Source organism: Cognatiyoonia sediminum (assembly GCF_900129845.1).
In the GTDB taxonomy this organism is placed as follows: domain Bacteria; phylum Pseudomonadota; class Alphaproteobacteria; order Rhodobacterales; family Rhodobacteraceae; genus Cognatiyoonia; species Cognatiyoonia sediminum.
In genome coordinates this window covers 1,163,597-1,181,364 of record NZ_FQXB01000001.1, presented here as the reverse complement: position 1 = coordinate 1,181,364, position 17,768 = coordinate 1,163,597, and the positions used below count along the sequence as shown (strand labels likewise).

Here is a 17,768-nt window from a genome sequence, read left to right as displayed (position 1 = left end):
CGCTTGCGTCTGGGGCCTTGGCAGGGTTTAACCCTGAGCGAGCAACCAAACAGCAGGCAGGCATGGCCCAAAGCACAGCCCCGTTTTCGAAATTCGAATGGATGATCGCATGGCGCTATATCCGCGCCAAACGTGCCGAAGGTGGTGTGAACGTGATGACGTGGATCAGCTTGATCGGCGTCACTTTGGCCGTCTTTGCTTTGATCGCTACACTGGCTGTTCGCTCTGGCTTCAGGGCGGAGTTTGTGGACACGATCCTGGGGGCGAATGCCCATGTAACGGTCTATAAACAAACCCAAATCCCGGGCACCAATCAATATACTCGGATCATTCGGGACTACGAAGAGCTCGCCGCTGAGATCGCGCAGGTCGAGGGTGTCACGCGCGCCGCTCCTTTGGTGCGCGGTCAGGTTCTAGGGAACCGAGGCAATCGTAATACTGGCCTTGATCTTTATGGCATCAGCTATGAGGACCTGCTCGGTATCCCTCGGATCGCAGCGCCGCCTGAAAGTATGGGTCAGATTGATCGATTTGACGAAGGGATTGCCATCGGCTCTGGCGTGGCGCGCGAACTGGGCGTCACCATTGGGGACCGCATTCGCGTCATCAGTCCGAATGGCACACGCACAGCCATGGGAACCAGCCCGCGCACCAATGCCTATGAAGTTGTCTACATCTTTACCGCTGGTCGCTTCGACATTGACCGAACCCGCGCGTATCTGCCGATTGCCGAGGCGCAATCGTTTCTCAATAGAGATGGCGTCGCCGATGAAATCGAAGTCATGGTTGAGGAGCCTGATAAGGTTGATGAGCTAGTGCCCGATATCATTGCCGTTGTCGGCGACGGTGCTTTGGTCTGGACATGGCGCGACAGCGCGGGGGCATTCCTGCGCGCACTGACCGTGGAAGACAACGTGATGTTTGTGATCCTGTCGATCCTCGTTTTGATTGCCTCGATGAACATCATTTCCGGCTTGATCATGCTGGTTAAGAACAAGGGACGCGACATTGGAATCCTGCGGACGATGGGGCTGTCAGAAGGATCAATCTTGCGGATTTTCTTTATCTGCGGGGCGGGGATTGGCACGCTTGGCACCATTCTTGGTGTCATTATCGGCTGCCTCTTTGCAATCTACATCGACAGTATTTTCAGCTTTATCAACTACATGTCCGGTGGCGGTGTCTGGGATCCCTCGATCCGTGGGATCTACGCATTGCCTGCCGAATTGCATCTATCGGACGTGCTGAAGGCCGTGGCTTTGTCGCTGAGCTTATCTTGGATTGTCACGATCTTTCCCGCGCGCCGTGCGGCACGGATGAATCCGGTGGAGGCGTTGCGCTATGAGTGAAGTCCTGAAGCTCTCCGGGATCACCAAGTCTTACAACACGGGCAAACCTAACGAGGTTCAAGTGTTGCAAGGGGCGGACCTGACGGTGGCGGAAGGGGAGGTCGTGGCTCTGGTTGCGCCGTCGGGTGCAGGTAAATCAACGTTGTTGCATATCGCCGGACTTTTGGACGTTGCGGACAGCGGGAAGGTGCAGATCAAAGGTCAGGATATGACACTAAAATCCGATCGGAAACGGACGGCGACGCGGCGCGAAGATGTTGGATTCATATACCAATTTCACCATCTCTTGCCGGAGTTTACGGCGTTGGAAAACATTGTGCTGCCGCAGCTTGCGAATGGTGTGTCAGAGCGAGACGCCGAAGCGCGTGCAAGATCGCTGTTGGACACCGTTGGGGTCGGGGAACGCGCAGGCCACCGACCGGCGGCGCTGTCTGGCGGTGAACAGCAGCGCGTGGCGTATTGCCGGGCATTGGCGAATGAACCGTCGCTATTGCTGGCGGATGAACCAACAGGCAACCTTGATCCCGGCACCTCTGATCGGGTGTTTGAGGCGCTGATGTCGCTGGTGAAGGGTACTGGCATGTCCGCATTGATTGCGACGCATAATTTGGAATTGGCAGCACGGATGGGTCGCATGGTGCGGCTAACAGACGGTCGGCTGGTCGAGGAAGGTTAAGGTGCGGCGATGAAAGTTTCTGTCGATGAGATATTTGAAACCTCGCAAGCTGCGCTGCTGAAGCACGGGGCAGGTCCGGCGCAGGCGCGCGCGGTTGCTAAGGCGGTCGCGCGAGCGGAAGCGTTGGGCAATATCATTTGTGGCCTTTATTATGTCGAAAGCTATTGCACGCAGCTAACCTCCGGCCGCGTGAATGGAACGGTCGAGCCGGTGGTGAGCACGCCGCGCGCGGGCTCCATCATGGCGGATGCGCGGTTCGGGTTTGCGCAGCCTGCGTTTGATGCGGGGCTGGAGGCTGCGATTGAAGCCTGTCGCACCAACGGTGTCGCGACACTGTCCGTCGCCCATGCGCATACTTGTACTTCGTTGGGGTACTTCACCGAACAGATCGGGGCCGCCGGGCTGATCGGCATGGGGTTCACCAATGCCTCACCCGTTGTCGCACCTCCGTGTGGGAATAAGGCTGTCATCGGCACGAACCCCTTTGCAATGTCGGTGCCGGGGGATGGTAAGCTGCTGATGCACTTTGATTTTTCGACATCTGCGGTCGCGCTGGGCAAGATCACCATGGCAAAGGCTGCAGGTGAAAGCATCCCCTTGGGTTGGGCTGTCGATGCCGAAGGGCAACCAACGACCGATCCTGAGGCGGCGTTGAGAGGCGCGTTGGTAAGCGCGGGCGGTTACAAAGGCTGGGGCTTTGGCTTGATGGTCGAAATCCTTGCTGCAGGGATGACGGGATCGGTGAATTCGCTTGATGTCTCTGGATTGAAGGTGCCGGACGGGCCACCGCATGGGCTTGGGCAGTTCTATATTCTGATTGATCCGGCGACCCATGGCGATCATTTCGCCGAACGTTTTGCGCGGGTAGCGGAGGCGGTTGCCGCGCAAGAGGGTGCGCGTATCCCGGGGGTGAACCGTGTTGCGATGAATGAGGTTGATGTGCCGGACGCGCTTTGGGATCTGGTCAGTGGATTGGCGGCTTAAGCCTTTTGGATCAATAAGATACCCGATGCCATCAGGGCCAATCCCGCGGCGCGGGTCCAACTTATTTGGATTTGGGTTGCTCCGAAGAGGCCGAATTGATCGATCAAAGCGGCAGCGACGAGCTGACCGATCAGGACCAGAAAGATCGCGTTGCCAAGGCCGATAATCGGCGCGATCCATGTCACCGACAGTAGATAAAACGCAATCAGGCAACCGGCGAAGAACAGATGCTTTGGAGCCAGCGCCAGTTTGCTGACGTTTGCACCGGTGAGCCATGCAACACCAGCCGCGCAGAGGCAGGCGATGGAGAACAGCACTGTTGCCGCCAGAGCAGGGGAATCGATCTCGCGACCTAACTGCGCATTCATCGCGGCGAGCGTTGGCACTCCGACGCCAGCGAAAAACATGATGATGTGGTGATATGTCATAAGCCCCTCCGCTTAACGCACCATGGCTGCATCGCGCGGTGAGGGCAATCAGGTCTTCAGCCGCAGGGCCGACATCAAGTAGATGTTATATTTTTCAAACTGTTCCGCCGTGCGGGTGTTGCCGGTTAGGCGGTCATATAGCTTGGCGCGCCTGCGTTTGGAGAGGATCATTCCCAGCACGCCATGGATCATTTTGCGCGCCACCGGGCGTTTGCTTTGTAGCTCATCATCGAACCGGTCGACCCCGAGGCCAATGACATGAAAGAGGTCTTGTTCGACCTGCACAGAGGGCGCGACGGAGGTCGTGATGTCCTCTTCTGAAAGCACGTCGAAGGCGCAGGTTTCGAGCGCCGCGCGGTAGGCAGTGAGCGCATGGCCCCCGCCCACACGGCTGGTGCGGTTCGGCTGGTAGTAAGCCTCTGTCCGGAAGCAATCCGCGATGATCAGATGGCCATTGGGTTTCAGGAGCGTTGCGACCTTTGGAAAGGAAACCTCCATCGGAATGTACTGAAAACTCTCGGAAAAGAGGCAGAGGTCATAAGTTTTGTCCGTCTCGAACTCTTCGAATTTCAGTTCGTAGACGGTTGCCTCTAGCGCATTCGCGCGGCACCGGTCAGCGAGGTAGGCGGAGGGGATGACGATGTCGACTTGGTGCCCAAGCGCGATAAGTTTCTTGGCCGTCTCCCCCGCGCCGCCGCCGATGTCGAGGATGCGCAGCGGGCCTTTGGGCAGGAGTTCAAAGAGCTTGTCGGTATAGGCCTCTTGTGCAGGGCCAACGTGGGCGGCGCAGATGTCGAGCCCGTCCCAGATGCCGTAATGCAGATTTTCCTTGCCCGTCAGAAACTTAATCGCCGCCAGACCAATATCGAGGCCCACGGCACGCGTGTCGATTTTCTTGCTCAAGTGTTTGTCCTCATCCCCGCAGGCGACGCTAGGGCAGCAAAGAGTTTCGATCAAGGCATTCCGCGCAACGGTCGGTAAAAGACATTAACGTTGGGTTACTCGGCCAGTAACCCGCATAACGACCGCTAATCTGTCTCACTTTAGCTTCAATTCGTTCCTATCTCTGTCCTCAAGATTATTGAGGCACCGGACTCTGAAGATTTTGAAAACCACAGCTATGGTCGCAACTTGCGCGGCGCTTGCGGGCTGTATGACATCCACGCCTCCGGAGGATGATCCGGCACCGACAAATGACCCAGATCCGATGCCTTCGACGGAGCCCACGCCCTCGACAGAACCGACGCCTGCGCCGGAAGGCGACATTGGGTCTAATGGACTGCCCTTTGCATCGGCTCAGGAATTGTCGGCACTGCCTGCTGGCACGATCATGACGCTGAGCATGCGCCGGTTCGCGAATGTTCAAGGCTCTGATACTGCGCGTGTTGAGGATGCGCCGATCCGCATTGAGGTTGTTGAGCCTGTCAGCGGGTCGTCAAATGGGCTGCTGAATGTGACCTTGGATGATGGCACCTTTCAAATCCCGATCGTTGGAAATGCAAACGACCTCACCGGAGCCGATGGGACGGTTTATGATTTCTATGAATTTCTGAGAGGGGACTACACTGGCATTTACAGTGTCTATTCCGAGGCGGATCGGCTCACGCCGGTTAATGGCCAGTTGAACGGCGAAGGGGGTGCTGTTGCTCGGCTTGGAAACGCGGCCGTCTGTGATGGGAACGTTGACGGGTAAGGCGAGCTATACAGGCCAATTCAACGGCGGCGGCGGTCTATTTGACGAAAGTGGGGATTTCGTGCGGGACGGGCGTGAGGCGCAAGGAAATATTACGCTGGATATCAATTTCACCGATCAAATGGTCTCTGCCGATTTGGAGGGGGAGCTTGATGGCGCGACCGACTTTGTGGGCAGCGTGGCCAGTATGGAGATTGATGGCAATGGCTATTCCGGTGCTCTTTTGACGGAGTGTGAGAGCGGCATTACCTGCACGTCGAATTCCATGCTGAGCGGGAATTTCTTTGGCCCCGCTGCGGAAGAGGCGGCTGGGCATATCGATTTCGATGTAACCATCTCCGTCGATGCGGATGGGGAAGAGCGACGGTATTTGGGTGTGTCTGCCTTTGCGGCGGGGGATGCGTTTGAGCATGCAGATTTATCACCGGGTGGGGGGAGTGGCCCTCCACCGTTGCTACCTGCGCCTCCGGGTTCCTAGGGGCTTTGTCCGCGAAGTTCTTTATCTTTCAAGGTAAAACGAGTTGAACCTGCGCATCGCCTTGTAAGACCGGATAGGGCGAGGGATTGGGATGCGCTCGGTCAGCCGGTTCGCTATCTAGCCTCTTGCCCTGAACAAAAGCCCCGCCCGGCATCGCCGGGCAGCGCCCGGACCTCCCCCCGAGGGGAGGGCGCTAAAGCACCCACCCCTGAGGTCCGTGCGATGCCCTTTTGTCTCAATCCATCAGGGTAGGGTCTTCAGTTTTTGAAAAATCCGGCAAAGCAGCGAAATACATCTTGGCATAGTTGGTTTGGATTCTGAGCACATCCTGCGAGTTCTCAATGTGGTATTCCCAATGTGAGACGATGCGGTCAAACAAATCTGCTGTTGACCTGACAACACCAAGTATGTTGCTAAAGTTTGTAGTTGGTTCTGTATCGGGTCCCAAAAGTTTTAGACGATCTCGTGATACCGGTAGTGAGTGGGCCAAAAAATTCAGTCCTGAATGCTCTAATATGCCGAAACTCAAGACTGTTCTGAATGTTCTCGGCAGTTATCCGACTTGTCTCCACATCAGCAGCCAGCGAACCTATCTGAAGATATTCCGCTGGCCAATCAGGATAGTATTGCCTGCAAAGTTGCTCAATTTCACTTGTGTGAGGTGAAATTGTAGCCATAATTTCTTCTGGAAGAGATTTGTGAGGTTCATTCTTTCGCTCCCAAATTCGGCATATCCCCAATATACAAAGATGGGCCATCCCTTTGGTTTGTAGAGCTACAGAATGACCAGCAAATGAGTCTACGATTTTATCTTTGACAGGGATAGTTAAGGATGCATCTAGGTAACCAGCGTAACCGAGCGTCTGCCGAAGTGATGTGCGCAGCCGGCCTATTTTGTAGACTATCTCTGGGTTAAGTTGATCGATACTGCTTCGCAGATCATCGCTCAAACATCCAACTCTTCAACAAACCGGGCGTTCTCCTGAATATACTGGAACCGCAGCTCTGGCTTCTTACCCATCAACCGCTCAACCAAATCCCCCGTTTCCCCCGGCATCTCGTCGTCAATCGACACCCTAATCAACTTCCGCGTCGCGGGGTCCATGGTGGTGTCTTTGAGGTCCTTGGCGTCCATCTCTCCCAAGCCTTTGAAGCGCTGGACGTCGATTTTGCCTTTGCCGCCCAAACCCTTCTCCATCATCAGGTTTTTCTCCGCGTCGTCAGCCACATAAAGCCGTTTCGCGCCTTGGGTCAGGCGGTAGAGGGGCGGGCAGGCCAGATACAGATGGCCTGCGTCGATCATCGGGCGCATTTGGGTGAAGAAGAAGGTCATCAGGAGCGAGGCGATATGCGCGCCGTCGACATCCGCGTCGGTCATGATGATGATCTTGTCATAGCGCAGATCGTCGACGTTGAAGCGGGTGCCAAGGCCGACGCCGAGCGCTTGGGTCAGGTCGTTGATTTCCGCGTTGGAGCCGAGTTTTGAGGAGGCCGCGCCGAGAACGTTCAGGATTTTGCCGCGCAGGGGCAGGAGGGCTTGGGTTTTACGGTCGCGGGCCATTTTGGCGGAGCCGCCCGCTGAATCGCCCTCGACGATGAATAATTCCGTGCCCTCGCGTGTTGAAGAAGAGCAATCCACCAGTTTGCCGGGAAGACGTAGTTTCTTAGTGGCGGATTTGCGTTGTGTTTCCTTCTCGGCCTTGCGGCGCAGGCGCTCTTCGGCCCTCAACACGAGGAAGTCGAGGATCGCGCCTGCGGATTTCGTGTCGGCGGCGAGCCAGTTGTCGAAATGATCGCGCACAGCACCTTCGGTCATTTTCTGTGCGGCCTCGGTGGAAAGGCGGTCTTTGGTTTGGCCGACAAAGGCCGGTTCGCGGATGAAGCAGCTGACGAGGGCGCAGCCGCCGGAGATCAGGTCTTCGCGCGTGATGGAACCGGCTTTCTTGTTGTTGACCAGCTCGCCATAGGCCTTGATGCCTTTCAGGATCGCGGCCCAGAAACCGGTGACATGGGTGCCGCCTTCGGGCGTGGGGACGGTGTTACAGTAGGATTGGATGAAGCCGTCGCGGGAGGGGGTCCAGTTGATCGCCCATTCGACCTTGCCGGGTTCGCCGAACTTCTCTTGGAAATCCACGGTGCCGGAGAAGGCATTGTCGGCGTAGGTGGTCGCGCCGTTTAGCGTTTCCTTGAGGTAATCCGAGAGGCCGCCGGGGAAGTGGAAGGTGGCTTCTGTCGGGGTTTCGCCGTCGTCGATGGCTGATTTCCAGCGAATTTCGACGCCGGAGAAAAGGTAGGCCTTGGAGCGGATGGATTTGAAGAGGCGTGCGGGTTTGAAACGGTGGTGGCCGAAGATTTCCTCATCCGCGTGGAAGGTGACAGTCGTGCCGCGGCGGTTGGGGGCAGAGCCAATTTTCTCAACAGGGCCAAGCGGGATACCGCGAGAGAAGCGTTGTTCGACCAGCTCCTTGTTGCGGGCAACTTGGACGACCATGCTATCCGACAGCGCGTTCACCACGGATGCGCCGACGCCGTGCAGACCGCCGGAGGTTTGGTAAGCTTTGCCGGAGAATTTGCCACCCGCGTGGAGGGTGCAGAGGATCACCTCTAACGCAGATTTGTCGGGGAATTTCGGGTGCGGGTCGGTGGGGATGCCGCGGCCGTTGTCGCGGATGGTGATGGCGTAATCGGCGTGAAGTTCGACCTCGATCCGGTTGGCGAAGCCGGCGACGGCTTCGTCCATTGAGTTATCGAGAACTTCGGCGACCATATGGTGCAATGCCCGTTCATCGGTGCCGCCGATATACATACCGGGGCGTTTCCGAACGGGTTCCAGTCCTTCAAGGACTTCGATGCTGTCGGCGTTGTAATCGTCGTTACCACCGCCGTTGAATAGGTCGTCCGCCATACCGCTGCTCTTTTTGTTGTTTGGCCCAGTATGACAGGGCCAAACGGCAGGGGGAAGGCGATTTTGTTAAGCTACTTCATGTGTCTTTGCTGGAAAACGAGTTAACGGCTTACCTGATGAACCCCGGCGCGGCGCACGAAACAGCCCGAAAAACCAACGACGATCTTCGAAGTGGGTACGGGCAAATGTCATGTGTGTCTCCCAGGTGACTTGGTTATGGTTAAGAGAAAACCAATGGAATGTGGCTGAAATTGGAAGAATCCGCGGCCAGGGGTTTCCAATCTGTCAAAATCACCGATTATCTTAGAAAAGGAGGCAGATATTCGCGTTGTGTTTACAGGTGGCAGCGGTAAGGCTGGTCGCCATGCGATAACAGTTTTGCAAAATCAGGGTCATCGTGTCCTAAACTTGGACAAAGTGCCGTCGGGCCTCGAGGTGACCGAATTGCTGGTTGATTTGACCGATTCTGGTCAGGTGATCGGCGCGATGTCGCAGTTCACCGACTTTCCTGAGTTGGATGAGGGCACAGGGGTACCGCGTTATGATGCAGTCGTGCATTTTGCCGCCGTGCCGCGGGTGATGATCGGCACCGATGGAGCCTGTTTTGAGGCGAATGTGCTTAGCACCTACAATGTGATCGAAGCGGCGGTGAAGCTGGGGATTCCAAAGGTCATTTTTGCCAGTTCGGAGACGACATACGGTGTTTGCTTTGCCGATGGTGAAGTGAAGCCGGAGTATGTGCCAATTGATGAGGACCACCCGACGGTGCCGCATGATAGTTACGCCATGTCAAAGGTCTGCAATGAGGTGACGGCGAAGTCGTTTCAAGCGCGCACGGGGATGGATATTTACGGCCTTCGGATCAACAACGTGATTGAACCGCATGAATATGCGGAAATGTTCCCGCCGTTTATGGAAGATGCGGCGCTGCGGCGGCGCAATATATTTGCCTACATCGACGCCCGCGATTTGGGTCATATGGTCGATTGCTGCCTCAAGACGGATGGATTGGGTTATCAGGTTTTTAACGTGGCCAATGAAGATATGTCTGTTGGCATTTCGTCGGATGAGGTGAAAGCGGCGTTCTATCAAGGCGTCCGCGAGGCTGTGCCGATGGGGCCGGATGAAACGTTCTATAGCATCAAGAAAGCCAAAGAGTTGGTCGGCTTCGCGCCCAAGCATTCCTGGCGGGATGTGTTGGGGGGCTAGATGGATTTTGCGACCTTCAATCTTGCAGAATTCGAAGCCTCGGACAGTGAGGCGAGGGCGGCTTTGGCCGCTCGGTTGGATCAGGTGTGTCAGGAAATTGGGTTTTTGGTGCTGACGGGGCATGGTGTGCCGACGGACGTGATTGAAGGTGTTTGGTCCAAGACCGGTGCGTTTTTCGACCAGTCGTTTGACGCAAAGGCCCGGGTGAAAGCGCCAGAGCCGGGGTATCCTTATGGCTATCTAGGGCCAAATTCCGAGGCTTTGGCGCGATCCAAAGGTGAAGACACGCCGCCTGATTTGAAGGAAAGCTTCAATGGCGGCCCGCAATCGGTGCCAGAGGGTGTGACGGACCCAGAGGCGCTGTCGTTTTGCTATGTCCCGACGATTTGGCCTGAGGTGGATGGGTTCAAGGTGGCGTGGACGGCTTACTATGCCGCGATGGAAGATTTGGCGGCGCGGGTGATGGTGGCTTTTGCGGCTGCATTGAATCTGCCGGAAGACTTCTTTGCTGGCTTCATTGATCACCCGATCTCGGCCCTGCGCGCGTTGAACTATCCAGCAACGGGTGCGGTGGCTTTGGAGAACCAGCAGAGGGCGGGGGCGCATACGGATTATGGGTCGCTCACAATCCTTCTTCCTCAACCTGGATCTCAGGGTCTTCAAGTCCGGTCGCCTCAAGGGGAATGGGTGGATGTACCTGCACCTGAAGGGGCTTTTGTGATTAACATCGGCGATCTGATGGCGCGATGGACGGCCGACCGGTGGGTCAGCACATTACACCGCGTGGCGGTGCGCCCGCATCAACCCGCGCGTAAGTCACTGGCGTTTTTCCACCAGCCGAACTGGGATGCAGAGATCGTACCGTTGGATGGTTCGGCGGCTTGTGAACCGGTCCGGTCGGGGCCGTATCTGATGGGGAAGTTTAAGAGTTCGGGGGCTTGAGCAGGTTATGTCTGTAGTGGGCCGCTGGCTTACGTCGCTAAACTAGAAGGCAGCTTCTTCGCTAAGCTTCGGCTTCTCGCTCTACCGCCCGCAATCGCCAAACCAGTGGAACAATCGCTGCGATCAGCATCGCTGCGACAAGGAAGACCGCGCCGGGGAAATATGAGCCTTCGGCGTTGACTGAGCGTTCAAAGGCGATAGTGAGAACCAGCGGCCCCAGCACGGCAGCTACAGAGGAGAGGGAGGCAATGACGCCTTGGACGAGGCCTTGCAGGTCTTCTCCGACCCGATTGGCTGCGAAAGCCGTGAGCAACGGTGGGGCCATGTCAGAGAGCGCGGCAATGGGTAGGAAGATGGCGACGACCCAGACGGTATTGGCGAATCCGAACCCGACCATGCCAATGATAGCCGCGAAGATCGCGATGTTGAGGGTTTTGTAATCCCCGAGACGCTTAGTCAGTTGAGGGAGGACACCTGCTTGTACCACTGCGATTAAGACGCCATAGGCGGAAAGGGTTATTCCGATGGTAAAGCCGTCCCAGCCAAACACCTCGCGGCCCCAGAACGACCATAGGGTGGCGTAGACCATATTGGCGAATTCAAAGATAAAGATGCAAATCAAGGGAATAGCGAGGCCTGCGATCTTGAAGGCGCGTGCAATGGAACCGAAAGGGTTGAGGTCGCGTTTCCCGAAGGGGCGGCGTTTTTCGGGCTTCAAGGATTCAGGCAGCACGTAGATGCCAAACAAGACATTGAGTGCCGAGAGTGCTGCGGCGATCCAGAATGGTGCGGTGATGTGCCATCCCGATGCAAGGCCGCCCAAGGCGGGGCCAAGCACAAAGCCGATCCCAAAGGCGGCACCGATCATGCCGAACGCTGCGCCGCGTTCCTCGGGTTTACTTATGTCGGCGATATAGGCTGTGGCAGTGATGTAGGTCGCGCCGGCCATGCCCGCAACAATACGGCCAACTAGGAGAACCCAATAGGTCTCGGCCATCGCCATGATGACATAGTCGATCGTCAGCGTGACGAGGGCCGCGATGAGGACGGGCCTCCGACCGTAGGCGTCTGACAAACTGCCGATGATTGGACCAAAAAGGAACATCGCCGCAGCATAGGCCGACATCATGATCCCGCCCCAAAACGCCCCCTGCGCAGTGCTTCCCGCGCCAACGCGGTCCATCAGGTCGGGCATGATGGGAAAAACGATACCGATACCGATGGCGTCGATCAGCAGGGTCGCCAGGATAAAGAGGAAGGGGCCGGAGAGTCTCATAAGGGAGAGTTAGCCGAATTTGAGAGAGGTGGAAGGATTATTTCATTGGAGACGGCAGGAAGTTGTTTTTTGTTGATGCAATTTGGCGGTTTGTAGATATTTGATCTAACTGAAGGAAAACGGCAGCTCAAACAGTGCAGCGCAGCGCTGCGCCGCTGGAAATAGCGAGCGCGAGGGTGCTTGTTAAGGCAAGGGTGAGAAAAGGTGCGACGGCCCAGTGTTGCGATTTATGGATGAGTGACTTTAAGCCAAAAACCACAACCAACAGTATTGAAATGGCTAACAGGGCGATGTTTGCGAGTGACCCAAAGATCCCACCCAGACACGCGCCATCAGACAAAATTTCTTGTGACGAGGAGTAAGCCGCAAAGATCGAAATGGAGAGTTGAGTTACTGCAAGGATGGCAACGAGTTGCCAGACAGCCCGTGGGTCGCCGTTCATGCTAGAAAATCTTTCGTCGGCTAATCATCTCGTTGCTATGCCTCCGCCACTTGAATGAGCAGCGCATTCAGTGGCCATAACTCCTTAAATGCCGCCATCACGGTTCCTTCCAAATCCGCCGGCGTACCGATGTCTTTTGAACAAACAACGCCTTTCATCCGCAGTAATTCACCAGCGGGGTGATCTTTGTCGTAAGCGTTGGGAACACGTTTTAAGGCGGGCTCTCGGAAGCCATATCCTTTGGTTTTCAGATCATCGAAAATCCCAAGCAGGCGTTTGTGATCCAGATCAGCGAATTGGCGCCAGTTTTCAAGGACAGGCTTTTCAAAACCCATCATACCGGCCCCTGCGGTGACGTAGTCCAATCCTATCCCAAAGAAGAACACAGGCGATTGGGGCGCGTCGGCTTCGAGCCGCCACATCATATTCATGTGGGTCTTGTAGGGGGTTTTGTCCTTTGAAAAGCGCACATCGCGATGGGGCCGGAAGAGTTTGGATTTGACTGTGGTATCGCTGAGATCAGCCAGTTGCGGGGCGAGCTGATCGAGGAAGGAGAGCGCGAAGGGTTTGAGCACGTCGTCATAGGTCCCGCGGTTTTCATCCCACCAGTCCTTTTTGTTGTTGGCATGAAGGTCGCTATAAAACGCACGGGCGGTTTTGATGATGTCTGACATGTTGGTCTCCTTGTCAGAGAGTTTAGACTGGGCAGACAGGGTGTCTAGGTTGAGGGTTTACGCCGCTTCAGATCAGGCGTAGCGATTGTGCATGGAACAAGTCGCACAGACATACCAAGAACACGGGCGGGCGGCGTTAAAGTTGGGCTTGCCACTGATTGCGAGCAACCTTGCCCAATTCGCGATCCACATCACTGATACTATCATGCTCGGGTGGTATGATGTGACAGCTTTGGCGGCGGTGACGATCGCGGGGACTGCTTTCTTTGTCACCTTCATCGTTGGGGCCGGCTTTGCGATGGCTGTGACGCCCTTAGTCGCAGCGGCGGAGGAAGAGGGCAACGACACGCAAGTGCGCCGGATCACACGTATGGGGCTGTGGTTGTCGGTGATGTATGGCGCGGTCTTCACCATCCCGTTTTTCTGGGCCGAACCGATCCTCTTGGCGGCGGGTCAAACTGAAGCGGTCGCCTCTCTTGCCCATGAGTATCTTGTTATAGCCTGCCTGGGCATGGTGCCTGCGTTGTTGGTGATGACGTTGAAATCCTACCTTGCCGCGCTGGAGCACACGGCCATCATTCTGTGGGCGACTGTGGCTGCGGCCGTTTTGAATGCATTTGTGAATTATGCGCTGATCTTCGGTAATTGGGGTGCGCCGGAACTGGGCATTCAGGGGGCGGCGATTGCCTCAGTCTTATTGCAAGTTGTCACGGTGGTGATCCTGCTGGTCTACGCCTTGCGAAAACTGCCTCAGCACCAGTTGACGCGGAATGTATTGAAGTCGGATTGGGAAATTTTCGGAAAAGTGTTCCGTCTTGGTTGGCCGATTGGCCTGACATCCTTGGCGGAAGGAGGCCTCTTTTCGGTCAGCGCGTTCCTGATGGGCTGGATTGGCGAATTGGAATTGGCGGCGCATGGGATCGCCATCCAATTGGCAAGTCTGACGTTCATGGTTCATATCGGGTTGTCGCAAGCAGCGACGGTGCGGGCTGGACGTGCTGTTGGTCGCCATGATGAAGGACAGCTGCGGCGCGGTGGTATCGCGATCATTGCTCTGTCTGGCATGTTCGCCTTGTTCACGGTTGCGCTCTTTTTGCTGATCCCAGAGGCGCTCATTTCCTTCTTCATCGATCCTGATGAACCGCTGAAGGACGAGCTTATTCAGATAGGCGTTGTGCTGCTGGCACTTGCGGCGTTGTTCCAGGTTGTTGATGCGGCTCAGGTGATGGCGCTGGGCCTCTTGCGTGGGGTGCAGGATGCCACCGTGCCAATGGCCATGGCGGTGGTCAGCTATTGGGTCATCGGTGTGCCGGTCAGTTACTATCTGGCCTTTGTGGCGGGGTATGATGAGGTGGGATTGTGGCTCGGTCTTGTTGTCGGATTGGCCGTCGCGGCGGTGCTGTTGATGTGGCGATTTTGGACGAAGAGTGTTCATATCACTTAAGCTCATGCCACTGTCGCAAAACCGTTACAAAATCGTCTTACGCGCAAGACGAAGATTGCTGCTTTTGAAGGACCCCCTGACATGACTGTTTACGCGCTCAACGGGCTAGGACGTATCGGAAAACTCGCGTTGAAACCGCTGTTGGACAGCGGGGCCGAGATTGCCTTTGTCAATGATGCGGTGGGTGATCCGGCGATGCACGCGCATCTGTTGGAATTCGACACGGTACACGGGCGGTGGGACGCGGATTTTGCGGCAACAGAGGACAGCATAACCATCGATGGCGTGACCATTCCGGCGCTGTCGACGCGGAAGATTGAAGAGTTGCCATTGGACGGAGTCGACATTTTGATCGACTGCACCGGTGCGTTCAAGACAAAGGCGAAGGTTGCGCCCTATTTCGCGGCAGGCGTCAAAAAGGTTGTCGTGTCTGCGCCCGTGAAAGATGGGCCAACGGCGAATATCGTCTATGGGGTGAACAACGACGTTTATGACCCGGCGGTGCATCAAATCGTGACGGCTGCGAGTTGCACGACGAATTGCTTGGCGCCGGTTGTAAAGGTCATCCATGAAGGGCTTGGGATCAAACACGGGTCGATCACCACGATCCATGATGTGACGAATACGCAGACCATCGTGGACCGTCCGGCAAAGGATTTGCGCCGTGCACGTTCTGCATTGAATTCTCTGATCCCGACCACAACAGGGTCGGCCACAGCGATCACGCTGATCTATCCAGAGCTGACCGGCAAATTGAACGGCCATGCGGTGCGGGTGCCATTGTTGAACGCCTCCTTGACAGATTGTGTGTTCGAAGTGGAGCGCGAGACCACAGTAGAAGAAGTAAACGCTTTGTTTGAAGCTGCCGCTGATGGAGAACTCAAAGATATCCTCGGTTATGAAACGCGGCCCTTGGTGAGCACCGATTATACCAACGACCCGCGCTCTTCGATCGTTGATGCACCGTCAACGATGGTGGTGAATGGCACGCAGGTCAAAATCTATGCGTGGTACGACAACGAATGGGGCTATGCGCACCGTTTGATCGACGTGGCGCGGATGGTGGGCGACGGTCTGTGAGCCAAAGACCTGACGGATTTGCGGCCTATGTCGCTGTCACGGCGGCCTATTGGGCATTTATGCTCACCGATGGGGCTTTACGGATGTTGGTGCTGTTGCACTTCAACACACTGGGCTTCTCGCCAGTGCAACTGGCCTATCTGTTCGTGCTGTATGAAATCGCCGGTGTCGTGACGAACTTGTCCGCTGGATGGATCGCGGCGCGGTTTGGGCTGACCTCTACGCTCTACGCAGGTTTGGCGATCCAGATCGCAGCACTTGTGGCTTTGGCACAGTTGGATCCGAGTTGGTCCGTGACCGCATCCGTGGTCTTCGTGATGGCGGTGCAGGGCGCGTCTGGGGTGGCCAAAGACCTCGCCAAGATGAGTTCGAAAAGCGCTGTGAAAGTGCTGGCACCAGAAGAGGGTGGTAGCCTCTTTCGCTGGGTTGCGGTGCTGACGGGGTCGAAGAACGCGGTTAAAGGTTTCGGGTTCTTGGTCGGCGCTGGATCGCTCGCTTTGTTTGGGTTTGTGCCATCGGTTCTGGGCATGGCGGCGATGCTGGCGGTGATCTTGGTTGCCATTCTCTGGAAGATGCCGGCAGGGCTGCCTCAAGGGCGCAAGGACGCCAAATTCAAAGAGGTGTTTTCAAAGAACCGCAACATCAACTGGCTGAGTGCCGCCCGACTGTTTCTGTTTGGTGCGCGCGACGTTTGGTTTGTGGTGGGTATCCCGATCTATTTCTACTCGGTGCTGTCTGACGGCACGCCAGAAGGGCAACGCGCGGCATTCTTCATGATTGGGATCTTCATGGCGATTTGGGTGATCCTTTACGGTGCTGTGCAGGCGAGCGCACCGAAGGTTTTGCGTGCCGATAAACGCTCAAGAGGCGATTTAGTATCCGCGTCGTCGTTCTGGGTGGGGATTTTGATCATTGCGCCGCTGGTTTTGACCGCCGCAGTTCTGCTGACAGATGGACCGTCAACAGGTCTGACCACTTTGATCGTTTTTGGCCTTTTGGTCTTTGGTGCGATCTTTGCGGTGAACTCCGCCCTGCATTCCTATTTGATCCTCGCCTTTACCGACAAAGAGCGCGTGACGATGGACGTAGGATTTTACTATATGGCCAATGCAGCAGGGCGCTTGGTTGGGACCGTTGCGTCTGGCCTGAGCTACCAGATCGGCGGTCTTGCGCTCTGCCTTGCGACAGCGGCGGCGATGATCGCCGCCAGCTGGCTGTGTATTAGGCGGCTGGAGCCTTAGGAACCGGCGCCTTCCAGATCGCGATGAAGAGGTTCAGCGCAGCCAAAAGATCAAGCACAATGATTGTTATGGTCGCCCATTGCGGCACAGGGGTCGCATAGAGAAATCCGTAGGCCAGCATGCTGCCGAAAATCATGAATAGGAAGGCAAAGTAGCCAAGCCAGCGCATTCCCCGTGTGAGCCCCATGCCCATCAAAAGATAAAGCACGCCAATACTCGCCATCAGCAACGTGTCGCCAAAGATGGCGGCGACAAAGTGCATGATCCCTGACAAGATCACGAATTGTCCGCCCATTTTCAGTGTTCCGAAAGATCCCATATCGTCTCTCCTTTAGTCGTTCGCGCAAGGCATGCCGCCTACGCCCCATGCGAGCACGTCGTTGACGTGTTCTTGCAAGCTGTAAGGTGCAGGCTCGCGGCCTGCGCCCGGATTCCATGCCCAATGCAGGATCAGGTCGTGGTCAAGGTGCGACGCAATGGCCAAATAGTCGCGATCACCGTTTAGCTCCGGATTGCGCAATTGGTTGCAGACCTCGACAGAGGATTTGCCGAACCATTCCGCCTCAACAGGCGCCAGTCGCCAATCCATTGCCACCTGTGGCGCGCTATGCTCTAAGCGGTCGCCGGTGGCGATTTCGCGATAAGCGTGGCAGGTGCTGCACTGGACGAACTCAGCACCAACGCGGCTTTCACCTGCGTTGATGTTCATGCCGTGCGGGCGGGCTTTGCCGTAGCTCGGGCCAGACCACATCGGCAAGTTCGACGGGCCAACGTGGCAGTTTGAACACCGTGGGTGAGACGCGACCTCATAGATGCGGTCCCAAGCAGCGAGTGCGTCTTCGGTCGAAATACTGCCTTCAGCAGGAGGATTGATTTCGACCGTTTCGCCTGCTGCAAAGGCTTGGGTGCCGATCAGCGAGGCGGCGAGGATCATTAAGTATTTCATT

At 56.2% G+C, this 17,768-nt stretch carries 18 protein-coding genes; 10 read left to right on the top strand and 8 right to left on the bottom strand.

Annotated elements, in window-relative coordinates; translation table 11 throughout:
* Positions 1-62: 62 nt before the first annotated feature.
* From BUA85_RS05915 to BUA85_RS05905, 3 genes are read left to right on the top strand one after another with little or no spacing between them, the layout of a single operon-like run.
* Positions 63-1,349 (top strand): lipoprotein-releasing ABC transporter permease subunit, encoded by a 1,287-nt coding sequence (locus BUA85_RS05915; protein ID WP_072899914.1) that lies wholly within the window; start codon positions 63-65, stop codon positions 1,347-1,349.
* Positions 1,342-2,025: an ABC transporter ATP-binding protein gene (locus BUA85_RS05910; RefSeq protein WP_072899913.1), complete on the top strand. Its 684-nt coding sequence runs from the start codon at positions 1,342-1,344 to the stop codon at positions 2,023-2,025. The genes BUA85_RS05915 and BUA85_RS05910 overlap by 8 nt, the downstream gene beginning before the upstream one ends.
* A 9-nt stretch (positions 2,026-2,034) precedes the next feature.
* The gene (locus BUA85_RS05905; RefSeq protein ID WP_072899912.1) at positions 2,035-3,009 is read left to right on the top strand and encodes an Ldh family oxidoreductase; all 975 of its coding nucleotides are present in this window, start codon (positions 2,035-2,037) and stop codon (positions 3,007-3,009) included.
* On the opposite strand, the gene BUA85_RS05900 is transcribed toward BUA85_RS05905, so the two are convergent.
* The gene (locus BUA85_RS05900; protein WP_072899911.1) at positions 3,006-3,437 is read right to left on the bottom strand and encodes a DMT family transporter; all 432 of its coding nucleotides are present in this window, start codon (positions 3,435-3,437) and stop codon (positions 3,006-3,008) included. The genes BUA85_RS05905 and BUA85_RS05900 overlap by 4 nt on opposite strands.
* A 48-nt stretch (positions 3,438-3,485) precedes the next feature.
* On the bottom strand, positions 3,486-4,340 hold the full coding sequence (locus BUA85_RS05895; protein ID WP_072900439.1) for a class I SAM-dependent methyltransferase: 855 nt from the start codon (positions 4,338-4,340) through the stop codon (positions 3,486-3,488).
* Between the two features lie 250 nt (positions 4,341-4,590).
* Between BUA85_RS05895 and BUA85_RS05890 the strand changes: the two genes are divergently transcribed.
* Both BUA85_RS05890 and BUA85_RS05885 read left to right on the top strand, forming a co-directional pair.
* Positions 4,591-5,130 carry a hypothetical protein gene (locus BUA85_RS05890; protein ID WP_131802774.1) on the top strand — a complete coding sequence of 180 codons (540 nt, stop codon included), beginning with the start codon at positions 4,591-4,593 and terminating at the stop codon, positions 5,128-5,130.
* Positions 5,081-5,608, top strand: coding sequence for a transferrin-binding protein-like solute binding protein (locus tag BUA85_RS05885; RefSeq protein ID WP_131802773.1), 528 nt, complete (start codon positions 5,081-5,083; stop codon positions 5,606-5,608). The genes BUA85_RS05890 and BUA85_RS05885 overlap by 50 nt, the downstream gene beginning before the upstream one ends.
* A 946-nt stretch (positions 5,609-6,554) precedes the next feature.
* On the opposite strand, the gene parE is transcribed toward BUA85_RS05885, so the two are convergent.
* Entirely contained in the window at positions 6,555-8,513 is a 1,959-nt protein-coding gene (parE, locus tag BUA85_RS05880; protein WP_072899908.1) for a DNA topoisomerase IV subunit B, read from the bottom strand.
* A 321-nt stretch (positions 8,514-8,834) separates the two neighbouring features.
* Here parE and BUA85_RS05875 point away from each other — a divergent pair, with 321 nt between their 5' ends.
* Together BUA85_RS05875 and BUA85_RS05870 are read left to right on the top strand one after the other, a co-directional pair.
* A complete protein-coding gene (locus BUA85_RS05875) occupies positions 8,835-9,722 on the top strand; it encodes an NAD-dependent epimerase/dehydratase family protein (RefSeq protein ID WP_072899907.1) in 888 nt (295 codons plus the stop codon).
* The gene (locus BUA85_RS05870; protein ID WP_072899906.1) at positions 9,723-10,664 is read left to right on the top strand and encodes an isopenicillin N synthase family dioxygenase; all 942 of its coding nucleotides are present in this window, start codon (positions 9,723-9,725) and stop codon (positions 10,662-10,664) included.
* Between the two features lie 61 nt (positions 10,665-10,725).
* On the opposite strand, the gene BUA85_RS05865 is transcribed toward BUA85_RS05870, so the two are convergent.
* The 3 genes from BUA85_RS05865 to BUA85_RS05855 form a co-directional block, all read right to left on the bottom strand.
* Positions 10,726-11,940 carry a TCR/Tet family MFS transporter gene (locus tag BUA85_RS05865; RefSeq protein ID WP_072899905.1) on the bottom strand — a complete coding sequence of 405 codons (1,215 nt, stop codon included), beginning with the start codon at positions 11,938-11,940 and terminating at the stop codon, positions 10,726-10,728.
* A 127-nt stretch (positions 11,941-12,067) separates the two neighbouring features.
* A complete protein-coding gene (locus BUA85_RS05860) occupies positions 12,068-12,382 on the bottom strand; it encodes a hypothetical protein (RefSeq protein ID WP_072899904.1) in 315 nt (104 codons plus the stop codon).
* A 35-nt stretch (positions 12,383-12,417) separates the two neighbouring features.
* Positions 12,418-13,056 (bottom strand): DUF2461 domain-containing protein, encoded by a 639-nt coding sequence (locus BUA85_RS05855; protein ID WP_072899903.1) that lies wholly within the window; start codon positions 13,054-13,056, stop codon positions 12,418-12,420.
* A gap of 91 nt (positions 13,057-13,147) precedes the next feature.
* Between BUA85_RS05855 and BUA85_RS05850 the strand changes: the two genes are divergently transcribed.
* The 3 genes from BUA85_RS05850 (at position 13,148) to arsJ (ending at position 16,821) form a co-directional block, all read left to right on the top strand.
* Complete coding sequence (locus tag BUA85_RS05850; RefSeq protein ID WP_072899902.1) at positions 13,148-14,500, top strand: MATE family efflux transporter; 1,353 nt, start codon at positions 13,148-13,150, stop codon at positions 14,498-14,500.
* Between the two features lie 81 nt (positions 14,501-14,581).
* A complete protein-coding gene (locus BUA85_RS05845; RefSeq protein WP_072899901.1) occupies positions 14,582-15,580 on the top strand; it encodes an ArsJ-associated glyceraldehyde-3-phosphate dehydrogenase in 999 nt (332 codons plus the stop codon).
* Between the two features lie 59 nt (positions 15,581-15,639).
* On the top strand, positions 15,640-16,821 hold the full coding sequence (arsJ, locus tag BUA85_RS05840; protein ID WP_072900438.1) for an organoarsenical effux MFS transporter ArsJ: 1,182 nt from the start codon (positions 15,640-15,642) through the stop codon (positions 16,819-16,821).
* Here arsJ and BUA85_RS05835 read toward each other — a convergent pair.
* Positions 16,802-17,140: a hypothetical protein gene (locus BUA85_RS05835; protein ID WP_131802771.1), complete on the bottom strand. Its 339-nt coding sequence runs from the start codon at positions 17,138-17,140 to the stop codon at positions 16,802-16,804. The genes arsJ and BUA85_RS05835 overlap by 20 nt on opposite strands.
* A 12-nt stretch (positions 17,141-17,152) precedes the next feature.
* Positions 17,153-17,767, bottom strand: a complete 615-nt coding sequence (locus BUA85_RS05830) for a hypothetical protein (RefSeq protein WP_072899899.1) — start codon at positions 17,765-17,767, stop codon at positions 17,153-17,155.
* Position 17,768 lies beyond the last annotated feature (1 nt).